12 protein-coding genes are annotated in these 12,056 nt (G+C 67.7%); 2 read left to right on the forward strand and 10 right to left on the reverse strand.

The window, feature by feature from the left end; genetic code table 11:
* Positions 1-126 precede the first annotated feature (126 nt).
* On the reverse strand, positions 127-975 hold the full coding sequence (locus tag OG226_RS17285; protein WP_328679009.1) for a 3-hydroxyacyl-CoA dehydrogenase family protein: 849 nt from the start codon (positions 973-975) through the stop codon (positions 127-129).
* Positions 976-1,180: 205 nt separating this feature from the next.
* Here OG226_RS17285 and OG226_RS17290 point away from each other — a divergent pair, with 205 nt between their 5' ends.
* Both OG226_RS17290 and OG226_RS17300 read left to right on the forward strand, forming a co-directional pair.
* On the forward strand, positions 1,181-1,753 hold the full coding sequence (locus OG226_RS17290; protein WP_329349383.1) for a cob(I)yrinic acid a,c-diamide adenosyltransferase: 573 nt from the start codon (positions 1,181-1,183) through the stop codon (positions 1,751-1,753).
* A gap of 510 nt (positions 1,754-2,263) precedes the next feature.
* Positions 2,264-4,090 (forward strand): glycoside hydrolase family 18 chitinase, encoded by a 1,827-nt coding sequence (locus tag OG226_RS17300; protein ID WP_328679013.1) that lies wholly within the window; start codon positions 2,264-2,266, stop codon positions 4,088-4,090.
* 155 nt (positions 4,091-4,245) lie between these two features.
* Here the strand turns inward: OG226_RS17300 and OG226_RS17305 are convergent, their stop codons facing one another.
* From OG226_RS17305 to atpB, 9 genes are all read right to left on the reverse strand, one after another.
* Positions 4,246-4,692: a DUF2550 domain-containing protein gene (locus OG226_RS17305; protein WP_033285408.1), complete on the reverse strand. Its 447-nt coding sequence runs from the start codon at positions 4,690-4,692 to the stop codon at positions 4,246-4,248.
* A gap of 138 nt (positions 4,693-4,830) precedes the next feature.
* Positions 4,831-5,205: a F0F1 ATP synthase subunit epsilon gene (locus tag OG226_RS17310; RefSeq protein ID WP_266772606.1), complete on the reverse strand. Its 375-nt coding sequence runs from the start codon at positions 5,203-5,205 to the stop codon at positions 4,831-4,833.
* Positions 5,206-5,315: 110 nt separating this feature from the next.
* Positions 5,316-6,752, reverse strand: a complete 1,437-nt coding sequence (gene atpD / locus OG226_RS17315) for a F0F1 ATP synthase subunit beta (protein ID WP_019060726.1) — start codon at positions 6,750-6,752, stop codon at positions 5,316-5,318.
* On the reverse strand, positions 6,752-7,666 hold the full coding sequence (locus OG226_RS17320) for a F0F1 ATP synthase subunit gamma (protein ID WP_328679022.1): 915 nt from the start codon (positions 7,664-7,666) through the stop codon (positions 6,752-6,754). The genes atpD and OG226_RS17320 overlap by 1 nt, the downstream gene beginning before the upstream one ends.
* A gap of 20 nt (positions 7,667-7,686) precedes the next feature.
* Positions 7,687-9,276 carry a F0F1 ATP synthase subunit alpha gene (gene atpA, locus OG226_RS17325; protein WP_328679024.1) on the reverse strand — a complete coding sequence of 530 codons (1,590 nt, stop codon included), beginning with the start codon at positions 9,274-9,276 and terminating at the stop codon, positions 7,687-7,689.
* 130 nt (positions 9,277-9,406) lie between these two features.
* Complete coding sequence (locus OG226_RS17330) at positions 9,407-10,222, reverse strand: F0F1 ATP synthase subunit delta (RefSeq protein WP_328686340.1); 816 nt, start codon at positions 10,220-10,222, stop codon at positions 9,407-9,409.
* 2 nt (positions 10,223-10,224) lie between these two features.
* Positions 10,225-10,767 (reverse strand): F0F1 ATP synthase subunit B, encoded by a 543-nt coding sequence (locus OG226_RS17335; protein ID WP_200679770.1) that lies wholly within the window; start codon positions 10,765-10,767, stop codon positions 10,225-10,227.
* A 43-nt stretch (positions 10,768-10,810) separates the two neighbouring features.
* Positions 10,811-11,047 (reverse strand): F0F1 ATP synthase subunit C, encoded by a 237-nt coding sequence (locus OG226_RS17340; protein ID WP_093629141.1) that lies wholly within the window; start codon positions 11,045-11,047, stop codon positions 10,811-10,813.
* Positions 11,048-11,122: 75 nt separating this feature from the next.
* The gene (gene atpB / locus OG226_RS17345; protein ID WP_329353417.1) at positions 11,123-11,959 is read right to left on the reverse strand and encodes a F0F1 ATP synthase subunit A; all 837 of its coding nucleotides are present in this window, start codon (positions 11,957-11,959) and stop codon (positions 11,123-11,125) included.
* Between the last annotated feature and the right edge of the window lie 97 nt (positions 11,960-12,056).

Raw genomic sequence — 12,056 nt, forward strand, 5'->3', positions numbered from 1 at the left:
GCAGGTGATGCAGGTGATGCAGGTGATGCAACCTCTGACTGCGTGAAGTGCCACGAGGTTGCCGTCTGTGAGCGAACCGATACCGAATTCACCCCTGCGTGTGATGGGGCAGGGGCGTGTGCGGTTTCAGTGCTTGTAGAAGCCCTGCCCGCTCTTGCGTCCGATGTCACCGGCGTCCACCATTCGGCGCATCAGCTCCGGCGGGGCGAACTTCTCGTCCTGCGACTCGGTGTAGATGTTGCTCGTCGCGTGCAGCAGGATGTCGACGCCGGTGAGGTCCGCGGTGGCCAGCGGGCCCATCGCGTGACCGAAGCCGAGCTTGCACGCGAGGTCGATGTCCTCGGCGGTGGCGACGCCCGACTCGTACAGCTTCGCCGCCTCGACGACGAGCGCCGAGATGAGACGGGTCGTCACGAACCCGGCCACGTCACGGTTGACGACGATGCAGGTCTTGCCGACGGATTCGGCGAACTCCCTTGCCGTGGCGAGGGTTTCGTCGCTCGTCTTGTATCCGCGCACCAGCTCGCACAGCCCCATCATCGGAACCGGCGAGAAGAAGTGCGTGCCTACGACGCGCTCCGGACGCTCCGTCACGGCCGCGATCTTCGTGATCGGGATGGCGGAGGTGTTGGAGGCGAGTACGGCGTCCTCGCGCGCGATCTTGTCCAGCGCGCGGAAGATCTCGTGCTTGACTTCGAGCTTCTCGAAAACGGCCTCGACGACGATGTCCGCGTCGGCGACGGCGTCGAGATCGGTGGTCGCGGTGATACGGCCGAGGGCAGCGTCGGCGTCGTGCGCCTCCAGCTTGCCCTTGCTCACGAACTTGTCGTACGAGGCCTTGATGCCGTCGGTGCCGCGCTTCAGGGCTTCGTCGGTGACATCGCGCAGGACGACGTCCCAGCCCGCCTGCGCGGAGACCTGGGCGATACCGGAACCCATGAGTCCGGCGCCGATGACGGCAAGCTTCCGTGCCACTGTGCGACTCCCCTTTGAAACGCTTACAGCGTGTATCCGTATGCCTCTCGGCGGACACTAGCGAAGGTGCGGCGCTGTGTGACCGGTTAGTAACGCGCGTCACGTCTCATCTGACGGACATCACACCGCCACGGGTCATTCGACCCCCCGTACGGCCCAGTTGACCCCCTTCGCCGAATCCCCGGGCCCTAACTACGCTGGCCGTATGGTCAATCTGACGCGCATCTACACCAGGACCGGCGACCAGGGCACCACCGCCCTCGGCGACATGAGCCGGGTCGCCAAGACCGACGTCCGGATCTCGGCGTACGCCGACACCAACGAGGCGAACGCGGCGATCGGCACAGCCATCGCCCTCGGCGCCCTCCCCGAGGACATCGTCAAGGTCCTCACCCGCGTCCAGAACGACCTCTTCGACGTGGGCGCGGACCTGTGCACGCCGGTGGTGGAGACCCCGGAGTTCCCACCCCTGCGTGTCGAGCAGTTCTACATCGACAAACTGGAGTCGGACTGCGACCACTTCAACGAGCAGCTGGAGAAACTCCGTTCCTTCATCCTCCCCGGCGGCACCCCGGGCGCGACCCTCCTCCACCAGGCCTGCACGGTCGTACGCCGGGCGGAGCGGTCGACATGGTCGGCCCTGGAGATCCACGCCGAGGTGATGAACCCCCTGACGGCGACCTACCTGAACCGCCTGTCCGACCTCCTGTTCATCCTGGCCCGCACAGCCAACAAGGAGGCGGGCGACGTCCTTTGGGTACCGGGCGGGGAGCGCTGACCGATTGCCGGAGGCGGCGATCGCGTGGCCGGTACAGGTCGTCGCCGAGGCGGCCCGGCGCATGGAGGATGCGCAGAGCCCTCGCCTGCACCCCGTCCGGCGCCGGCCTGCCGAAGATGTCCGTACGCACGTCCGCGAGGGTGGCGTGCGACGCGTCATCCTCTTCGGCAGGAGTCCGCAGGGCCCTCCGCGTAAGCAGTTCGTCCGCCGCCTCCTCCAGCGCGCTGTAGTCGGACATGGGCACGACCGCGGCCACCGCGACGCCGCCGCGCGTTATGACGGTGAGGTGAAGGCGCACGTCAGCTGGTTGCGGGGCCGGTCGGGGCCGTGCAGCCGGGTTCAAGTGGCTTTGCCGGTGCGTGAATTGGGGTTTAGCACACGCATACCAAAGTGGTCCAGACCTATTGACCCGTGGTCCAGACCTTTCTATTCTCGCGGCACCGTGGGTGCGAAGGCTCAGTCGCGCCCCGACATCCTCGATACCCCCCGACACCCCCGAGGAGGCGCTCAATGCGCTTCAGACATCGAGCAGTTGCCGGGTTTACGACCCTGCTGCTTCCGCTCGCCGCGCTCGTCGGACTGGCGGCTCCCGCCCAGGCCGCCTCGACCGCGACCGCCACCTTCACCAAGTCCAGCGACTGGGGTACCGGCTTCGGCGGTCAGTGGACCGTGAAGAACACCGGTACCAGCGCGATCAGTTCATGGACGGTCGAGTGGGACTTCCCCTCCGGCACGTCCGTCACGTCGGCCTGGGACGCGGACGTCACCAGCTCCGGCAACCACTGGACCGCGAAGAACAAGTCCTACAACGGCGCCATCGCCGCAGGCGCCTCCGTCTCCTTCGGCTTCAACGGCGCCGGCAGCGGCGCGCCCAGCAACTGCCGCCTGAACGGCGGAAGTTGTGACGGCGGCACCACCGTCCCCGGTGACGCGGCCCCCTCCGCCCCCGGCACCCCCACCGCCTCCGGCATCACCAACACCTCGGTGAACCTGTCCTGGAGCGCGGCCACCGACGACAAGGGCGTCAAGAACTACGACGTCCTGCGCGACGGCACCAAGGTCGCCACCGTGACGACGACGTCGTACACGAACACCGGCCTCACCGCCGGCACCGACTACTCGTACACCGTGCAGGCCCGCGACACCGCGGACCAGACCGGCCCGGTCAGCGGCGCGGTCGCCGTGCACACCACGGGCGGTACGACCACTCCCCCGACCGGCGGCAGCAAGGTCAAGCTCGGGTACCTCACCGAGTGGGGCACGTACGACCGCAACTACCAGGTCAAGAACCTGGTGACGTCCGGTTCCGCGGCGAAGATCACGCACATCAACTACGCCTTCGGCAACGTGACGAACGGCCAGTGCGCGATCGGTGACGCCTACGCCGACTACCAGAAGACGTTCACCGCCGACCAGTCGGTCAGCGGCGTCGCCGACACCTGGGACCAGCCGATCGCCGGCAACTTCAACCAGCTGCGCGAGCTGAAGGCCAAGTACCCGAACATCAAGATCCTCTGGTCCTTCGGCGGCTGGACCTGGTCCGGCGGCTTCGGCCAGGCCGCGGCCAACCCGACCGCGTTCGCCAACTCCTGCTACAACCTGGTCGAGGACCCGCGCTGGGCCGACATCTTCGACGGCATCGACATCGACTGGGAGTACCCGAACGCCTGCGGCCTGAGCTGCGACACCAGCGGCGCGGCGGCGTACAAGAACCTGATGTCCGCCCTGCGCACGAAGTTCGGCTCCAACTACCTGGTCACCGCCGCCACCACGGCGGACGGCACCTCCGGCGGCAAGATCGACGCCGCCGACTACGCGGGCGCGGCCCAGTACGTCGACTGGTACAACGTGATGACGTACGACTTCTTCGGCGCCTTCAACCCGACCGGCCCCACCGCCCCGCACTCCCCGCTCACCACCTACACCGGCATCCCGACCCCCGGCTTCACCACCGCGGACGCGATCGCCAAGTTCAAGTCGAAGGGCGTCGCCGCGAGCAAGCTGCTGATCGGCATCGGCTTCTACGGCAGAGGCTGGACCGGCGTCACCCAGGACGCCCCGGGCGGCACGGCCACGGGCCCGGCACCCGGCACCTACGAACAGGGCATCGAGGACTACAAGGTCCTCAAGACGTCCTGCCCCGCCACCGGCACCGTCGCGGGCACGGCGTACGCGCACTGCGGCACCAACTGGTGGTCCTACGACACCCCGAGCACGATCGCCGGAAAGATGAGCTGGGCCAAGACCCAGGGTCTGGGCGGCGCGTTCTTCTGGGACTTCAGCGGCGACACCAGCAACGGTGAGCTGGTGAGCGCCATCAACAGCGGGCTGAGCTGATCCCCACACCGCTCAGCACCACACCGCCGCGGGCGGACCCTCACGGGTCTGTCCGCGGCGCGTTGTTTCGTGACGCGCACACCCGGCGTGCACCCCAGGGGCCCTTCGGCCCCGAGCGAAGGCCGATTGTCGCCCTCGCCACCCGGTGTGCCGGATCACGCCACGTTGACCCGCTGGCCGGGAGGAGCGGCCTCCAGCCAGGCCAGGAAACCGGTCAACGCGTCCTCGCTCATGGCCAGTTCGAGACGCGTGCCGCGGTGCAGGCAGGTCAGGATGAGCGCGTCGGAGAGCAGGGCCAGCTCCTCCTCGCCCTCGGGGAGGCGACGGCCGGCCACCTCGATCGCCGAGCGTTCCAGCGTGCGGCGCGGGCGGTAGGCGTAGGAGAAGACGCGGTACCACTCGATGCGGTCGCCGTTGTAGCGGGCGACGCCGTAGCTCCAGCCCTTGCCGTTGGTGTCGGGTTTCTCCGGGACGTCCCAGCGGAGCGAACAGTCGAAGGTGCCGCCGGAGCGCTGGATGAGTCTGCGGCGCAGGCCGAAGACGAACAGCCCCACGACTACCAGGGCCACCACGATTCCGCACGCAGTCAGAGCGAGGACCATCGACACCGACCTCCTCGTCTCCTAGGTAAAACAGGTAACGGAACGGAAAAAACACCCACATTCGCCTCAGCCGCGGCTGGGGCCGGATTCCTCCGGTCCCAGCCGCGGCTGAGTCACGTCATCGCGTCGAACCTGGGTTCAGCGCGTCTCCACCGCACGCAGGCGGACGTCCGCACGGCGCTCGGCGGATTCGTCGCCCTCCGCCTTCGCACGCTCCAGTTCCCGCTCCACGCGCTGGACGTCGATCTCGTCCGACAGCTCGGCGATCTCGGCGAGCAGCGACAGCTTGTTGTCCGCGAACGAGATGAAACCGCCGTGCACCGCGGCGACGACCGTCCCGCCGTCGCTCGTGCGGATGGTCACCGGGCCCGACTCCAGCACACCGAGCAGCGGCTGGTGACCGGGCATGACGCCGATGTCGCCGGACGTGGTGCGCGCGACGACCAGGGTGGCCTCGCCGGACCAGACCTGGCGGTCCGCGGCGACGAGCTCGACATGCAGCTCAGCAGCCAAGGTGGGCTCCTCGGGTCACCACCCGGCGGTCGTGCCGGGTGTGGGTTCAATTCTAGTAGGCATGAAAGAGGGGGTGGGACACGCCCCACCCCCTCAGGTGAAGCACGGGGTCAGGAGACGCCCAGCTCCTTCGCGTTCGCCTTCAGGTCCTCGATACCACCGCAGAGGAAGAACGCCTGCTCCGGGAAGTGGTCGTACTCGCCGTCGATGATCGAGTTGAAGGCCACGATCGACTCGTCCAGCGGGACGTCCGACCCGTCGACGCCGGTGAACTGCTTGGCGACGTGGGTGTTCTGGGACAGGAAGCGCTCCACACGACGGGCACGGTGGACGGTGAGCTTGTCCTCCTCGCCCAGCTCGTCGATACCGAGGATCGCGATGATGTCCTGGAGGTCCTTGTACTTCTGGAGGACCGTCTTGACGCGCATCGCGGTGTTGTAGTGCTCCGCCGCGATGTAGCGCGGGTCCAGGATGCGGGACGTGGAGTCCAGCGGGTCCACGGCCGGGTAGATGCCCTTCTCGGAGATCGGACGGGAGAGAACCGTCGTCGCGTCGAGGTGGGCGAACGTGGTGGCCGGGGCCGGGTCGGTCAGGTCGTCCGCGGGGACGTAGATCGCCTGCATCGAGGTGATCGAGTGACCGCGGGTCGAGGTGATGCGCTCCTGGAGGAGACCCATCTCGTCGGCCAGGTTCGGCTGGTAGCCCACCGCGGAGGGCATCCGGCCGAGCAGGGTCGAGACCTCGGAACCGGCCTGCGTGAAGCGGAAGATGTTGTCGATGAAGAACAGCACGTCCTGGTTCTGCACATCGCGGAAGTACTCCGCCATGGTCAGACCGGCCAGGGCCACGCGCAGACGGGTGCCCGGGGGCTCGTCCATCTGACCGAAGACGAGCGCCGTCTTGTCGATGACGCCCGAGTCGGCCATCTCCTCGATGAGGTCGTTGCCCTCACGGGTGCGCTCGCCGACACCGGCGAACACGGAGACACCGTCGTGGTTGTTGGCGACGCGGTAGATCATCTCCTGGATGAGCACCGTCTTGCCGACGCCGGCACCGCCGAACAGGCCGATCTTGCCGCCCTTGACGTACGGGGTCAGCAGGTCGATGACCTTGACGCCGGTCTCGAACATCTCGGTCTTCGACTCAAGCTCGTCGAAGCGGGGGGCCTTGCGGTGGATGGACCAGCGCTCGCCCGTGTACTTCTCGTCGCTGTTCAGCACCTCACCAAGGGTGTTGAACACCTTGCCCTTGGTGAAGTCGCCGACCGGGACGGTGATGCCCGTGCCCGTGTCGGTGACGGCGGCCTGGCGGACCAGACCGTCGGTGGGCTGCATCGAGATCGTGCGGACCAGACCGTCACCCAGGTGCTGGGCGACCTCCAGGGTCAGCGTCTTCTTCGCGCCGTCCAGGGCCGGGTCGGCCACCTCGACGTGCAGAGCGTTGTAGATCTCCGGCATCGCGTCGACGGGGAACTCCACGTCGACGACCGGGCCGATGACCCGGGCGACGCGGCCCGTGGCAACGGCCGTCTCAACTGTCGTCGTCATTACTTGTCACTCCCCGCGGTCGCGTCGGCCAGGGCTGCGGAGCCACCGACGATCTCGCTGATTTCCTGGGTGATTTCGGCCTGGCGGGCCGCGTTGGCAAGACGGGAGAGCGTGGTGATCAGGTCTCCCGCGTTGTCGGTCGCCGACTTCATCGCGCGGCGGGTGGCCGCGTGCTTGGAGGCGGCCGACTGGAGCAGCGCGTTGTAGATGCGGCTCTCGACGTACCGCGGCAGCAGGGCGTCCAGGACGTCCTCCGCCGACGGCTCGAAGTCGTACAGCGGAAGGATCTCGCCCGAGGGCACGTCCTCCGCGACCTCTTCGAGGCTGAGGGGCAGCAGCCGGCTGTCGATCGGCGTCTGCGTCATCATCGAGACGAACTCGGTGTAGACGATGTGGAGTTCGTCCACGCCGCCCTCCGCCGTGTCCAGCTCGATCGCCTCGATCAGCGGACCCGCGACCTTCTTCGCGTCCGCGTACGTGGGCTCGTCGGTGAAGCCGGTCCACTGCTCCGAGATCTTGCGCTCACGGAAGTTGTAGTGGGCGACACCGCGGCGGCCGACGATGTACGTGTCGACCTCCTTGCCCTCGGCCACGAGACGCGCGGTCAGCTGCTCCGCCGCCTTGATGGCGTTGGAGTTGAAGGCGCCGGCCAGACCGCGGTCGCTCGTGAGGAGCAGTACCGCGGAACGGGTCGGCGTCTCGGCCTCGGTGGTCAGCGGGTGCCGGGTGTTGGAACCCGTACCGACCGCCGTGACCGCGCGTGTCAGTTCCTTCGCGTACGGCGTCGAGGCCTGCACCTTGCGGTGCGCCTTGACGACGCGCGAGGCGGCGATCATCTCCATCGCCTTGGTGATCTTCTTGGTCGCGGTGACGGATCGGATGCGACGCTTGTAGACCCGGAGCTGGGCTCCCATGAGTCAGGTCCCTTCCTACGTCACTTGGCCGCGGCCGGGGCGTCCTCGCCGAGGAGCTTGCCGTCCGAGGTCTCGAACTGCTTCTTGAACTCGGCGATCGCGTCCGCGGCGGCGGTGAGGGTGTCGTCCGACATCTTGCCGCCCTCCTTGATGGAGGTCATGAGGCCCTGCTCCTTGCGGTGCAGGTACTCAAGCAGCTCCTTCTCGAAGCGGCGGATGTCGGCGACCGGTACGTCGTCCATCTTGCCGGTGGTCGCGGACCACACGGAGACGACCTGGTCGGCGGTGGCCATCGGCTGGTACTGAGCCTGCTTGAGCAGCTCGACCAGACGCTGACCGCGCTCCAGCTGGGCCTTCGACGCGGCGTCCAGGTCGGAACCGAAGGCGGCGAACGCCTCCAGCTCGCGGTACTGGGCGAGGTCGAGGCGCAGTCGGCCGGAGACCTGCTTCATCGCCTTGTGCTGCGCGGAACCACCGACTCGGGAGACGGAGATACCGACGTTCAGCGCGGGGCGCTGACCGGCGTTGAAGAGGTCCGACTCCAGGAAGCACTGGCCGTCGGTGATGGAGATGACGTTGGTCGGGATGAACGCCGAGACGTCGTTGGCCTTGGTCTCGACGATCGGCAGACCGGTCATCGAGCCCTTGCCCATCTCGTCGGAGAGCTTCGCGCAGCGCTCCAGCAGACGGGAGTGCAGGTAGAAGACGTCACCCGGGTAGGCCTCGCGGCCCGGCGGACGGCGCAGCAGCAGGGACACGGCGCGGTAGGCGTCGGCCTGCTTGGAGAGGTCGTCGAAGATGATGAGGACGTGCTTGCCGTCGTACATCCAGTGCTGGCCGATGGCCGAACCGGTGTACGGGGCGAGGTACTTGAAGCCGGCCGGGTCGGACGCCGGGGCGGCGACGATGGTCGTGTACTCCAGCGCGCCGGCCTCTTCGAGCGCACCACGCACGGAGGCGATGGTGGAGCCCTTCTGACCGATGGCGACGTAGATGCAGCGGACCTGCTTGTTCACGTCGCCCGAGCGCCAGTTGTCGCGCTGGTTGATGATCGTGTCGACGGCCAGGGCGGTCTTGCCCGTCTGGCGGTCGCCGATGATCAGCTGACGCTGGCCACGGCCGATCGGGGTCATCGCGTCGACGGCCTTGTAGCCGGTCTCCATCGGCTCGTGCACCGACTTGCGGACCATGACGCCCGGAGCCTGCAGCTCCAGCGCGCGGCGACCGGTGGTCTCGATCTCGCCGAGGCCGTCGATCGGGTTGCCGAGCGGGTCGACGACACGGCCGAGGTAGCCCTCGCCGACGGCGACGGACAGGACCTCTCCGGTGCGGGTGACCGGCTGGCCCTCCTCGACACCGCTGAACTCGCCGAGGATGACGGTACCGATCTCACGCTCTTCGAGGTTGAGCGCGAGACCGAGGGTGCCGTCCTCGAACTTCAGCAGTTCGTTGGCCATGGCCGAGGGGAGGCCCTCGACCTTCGCGATGCCGTCGCCGGCAAGGGTGACCGTACCGACCTCCTCGCGCGAGGCCGCGTCCGGCTTGTACGACTGGACGAAGTTCTCCAGCGCGTCCCGGATCTCCTCCGGCCGGATCGTGAGCTCCGCCATCTGGGTTCCCTGCTCTCCTTGTTGGGCCCGAAGTTTCACTTGGGGGGATGGGGGGACTCCCCCCGTGACGAGGTGAATCCTCTGCACGGCCCAACTCGGGCCGCCTTACTACGTCTTTGTATGGGTGCTGCTAGTTCGCCATGCGGCGGGCGGCGTCATCGAGGCGGTCCGCGATGGAGCCGTTGATGACCTCGTCGCCGACCTGCACCCGGATGCCGCCGAGGACCTCGGGGTCCACGTCGATGTTCAGGTGCATGTGGCGGCCGTAGAGCTTCGCGAGGGCGGCGCCCAGGCGCTGCTTCTGCGGGTCGCTCAGCGGGACCGCCGTGGTGACGACCGCGACCAGGCGGCTGCGGCGCTCGGCGGCGAGCTTGGAGAGGGATTCGAGTCCCGCTTCCAGGCTACGTCCCCGGGGCGCGGTCACCAGGCGGGTCACCAGTCGCTCGGTGGCCGGCTTGGCGCGACCGCCGAGCAGGCTGCCGAGCAGCTCGCTCTTGGCCGCGGTGCCGGCGGCGCGGTTGGTCAGCGCGGCGCGCAGCCCGGTGTTCGAGGAGACGATCCGGCCGAACCGGAACAGCTCGTCCTCGACGTCGTCGAGCTCGCCCGACTGCTGGGCGGCGGTGAGGTCGGCGGTGGCCGCCAGCTCCTCCAGCGCGTCCACCAGGTCGCGGGACTGCGACCAGCGGGAGCGCACCATGCCGGACAGCAGGTCGAGGGCGGGGCCGCCGACCTGGGCGCCGAGCAGGCGCTCGGCCAGCTGGGCCTTGGCCTCGCCGTCCTGCGCCGGGTCGGTGAGGACCCGGCGCAGGGACACCTCACGGCCGAGCAACGCGGTGACGGCGGCCAGCTCGTCGGCGAGCTGCGCCGCGTTCACGGACGTGGAGTCCGTCAGCGCGTCGAGACGCTCACGTGCGGCTGCCAGGGCCTCGCGGCTCGCTCCGTGCATGGTCATCGGGCCGCCTCGGCCTTCTCCTCAAGCTCATCAAGGAAACGGTCGATCACACGGCTCTGCCGGGCGTGGTCCTCAAGGGACTCGCCGACGAGCTTGCCGGCCAGGTCGGTGGCGAGCTTGCCCACGTCCTGGCGCAGCGCCTGCGAAGCGGCCTTGCGGTCGGCGTCGATCTGCGTGTGACCGGCGGCGACGATCTCCTCGCGCTGCCGCTGGCCTTCCGCGCGCATCTCGGCGATGAGCGTGGCGCCCTGCTCCTGCGCCTCCTGGCGCAGCCGCGCGGCCTCGTGCCGGGCCTCGGCGAGCTGAGCCTTGTACTGCTCAAGCACGCTCTGTGCCTCGGTCTGGGCGGCCTCGGCCTTCTCGATACCGCCCTCGATGGCCTCGCGCCGCTCGTCCAGAACCTTGTTGATGTTCGGGAGGAGCTTCTTGGCGAGGAAGCCGAAGACGATGACGAAGGCGATCAGGCCGATGACAAGCTCGGGGATCGGCGGGACGAGAGGATTCTCCTTCTCGGCCGCCAGAATGAGCAGCTGGCTCATGTCAGTGCCTTTCGTCTAGTGGGCTGTCGCTGATCGCGGTGGATCAGGTGCCGTAGACGAACGGCATGACCAGACCGATGAGGGCGAGCGCCTCACAGAAGGCGAAGCCGAGGATCTGGTTGGCACGGATCAGGCCGGCAGCTTCGGGCTGACGGGCCAGAGCCTGGGTGCCGTTACCGAAGATGATGCCGACGCCGACGCCGGGACCGATGGCGGCGAGGCCGTAGCCGATCGAACCGAGCGAACCGCCGACGGCGGCGAGGGTCTCAATGGCAGCCATGCTGATTCTTCCTTATCTGTACGGACCGGCGGGGATTGGCCACCGGACGCTAAGGGGGGTTCCGGAGGGGGTTGCTCAGTGGTTCTCGGCGAGCGCGCCCTGGATGAAGGTGCAGGTCAGCAGCACGAAAACATACGCCTGCAGGGCCTGGATGAAGAGTTCGAAGGCCGTCATCACGATGACCATGACGAACGAGACACCCGCGTAGGCGATGCCGATGCCGTTGAGCAGGTACCAGCTGGCGATCGTGAAGAGCAGCAGCAGGGTGTGTCCCGCGAACATGTTCGCGAAGAGTCGCACCGCGTGCGTGAACGGCCGGACGATCAGGTTCGAGAGCAGCTCGATGCCCATCGCCAGCGGGAGAACCGCGCCGAGCGACTTGTCGTAACCGCTGAAGTTCTTGAAGGCGCCGACGAATCCGTGCCGCTTGAACGTCAGGGAGACCCAGGTGATGTACACGATCGCCGCGAGGACGATGGGGTACGCGATGATCGACGTCACCGGGAACTGGGCGACCGGGACGATCGACCAGAGGTTCATCATCCAGATGAAGAAGAACAGCGAGACGACCAGCGGTACGTACTTCTCGCCCTCCTTCTTTCCGATCGTCTCGTAGACGACTCCGCGGCGGATGAAGTCGTAGCCGGACTCGGCGACCATCTGCAGCTTGCCGGGGACGACCTTCGGCTTGCGGAAGGCGGCCCAGAAGAAGCCGACGACGATGACCGAGCCGAGCAGCGCCAGCAGCATCGGCTTGTTGAAGTACACGTTGCTGTCGCCGTCCCCCAGAAGGGGCTTGAACAGGAACGAGTGCAGGCCGGGAGCCGGGAAGCCACAGCCGTCGAAGATGTGGCAGTCGGTCTCGAAGGCGAGCACCTGCGTCGGGTCAGCACTCACCGCGGGCTCCTTCAGCGTGGCGCATAGGTACGGCAACCTCGTTGTGTCGGCGCGGCGCGCAGCCGCGGTTCGGCACTGGACTGGTGTTACGGATGTGGGGGCGGCAGTGGGG

This window comes from Streptomyces sp. NBC_01261, from assembly GCF_036226385.1.
In the GTDB taxonomy this organism is placed as follows: Bacteria; Actinomycetota; Actinomycetes; order Streptomycetales; family Streptomycetaceae; genus Streptomyces.

Excerpts from the sequence above, each read along its gene's own strand:
- OG226_RS17290 (WP_329349383.1), top strand. The coding sequence starts at position 1,181 with ATGGTCAATCTGACGCGCATCTACACCAGGACCGGCGACCAGGGCACC.
- OG226_RS17300 (WP_328679013.1), top strand. The coding sequence starts at position 2,264 with ATGCGCTTCAGACATCGAGCAGTTGCCGGGTTTACGACCCTGCTGCTT.
- OG226_RS17305 (WP_033285408.1), bottom strand. The coding sequence starts at position 4,692 with ATGGTCCTCGCTCTGACTGCGTGCGGAATCGTGGTGGCCCTGGTAGTC.
- atpD (WP_019060726.1), bottom strand. The coding sequence starts at position 6,752 with ATGACGACGACAGTTGAGACGGCCGTTGCCACGGGCCGCGTCGCCCGG.
- OG226_RS17320 (WP_328679022.1), bottom strand. The coding sequence starts at position 7,666 with ATGGGAGCCCAGCTCCGGGTCTACAAGCGTCGCATCCGATCCGTCACC.
- atpA (WP_328679024.1), bottom strand. The coding sequence starts at position 9,276 with ATGGCGGAGCTCACGATCCGGCCGGAGGAGATCCGGGACGCGCTGGAG.
- OG226_RS17330 (WP_328686340.1), bottom strand. The coding sequence starts at position 10,222 with ATGCACGGAGCGAGCCGCGAGGCCCTGGCAGCCGCACGTGAGCGTCTC.
- OG226_RS17335 (WP_200679770.1), bottom strand. The coding sequence starts at position 10,767 with ATGAGCCAGCTGCTCATTCTGGCGGCCGAGAAGGAGAATCCTCTCGTC.
- OG226_RS17340 (WP_093629141.1), bottom strand. The coding sequence starts at position 11,047 with ATGGCTGCCATTGAGACCCTCGCCGCCGTCGGCGGTTCGCTCGGTTCG.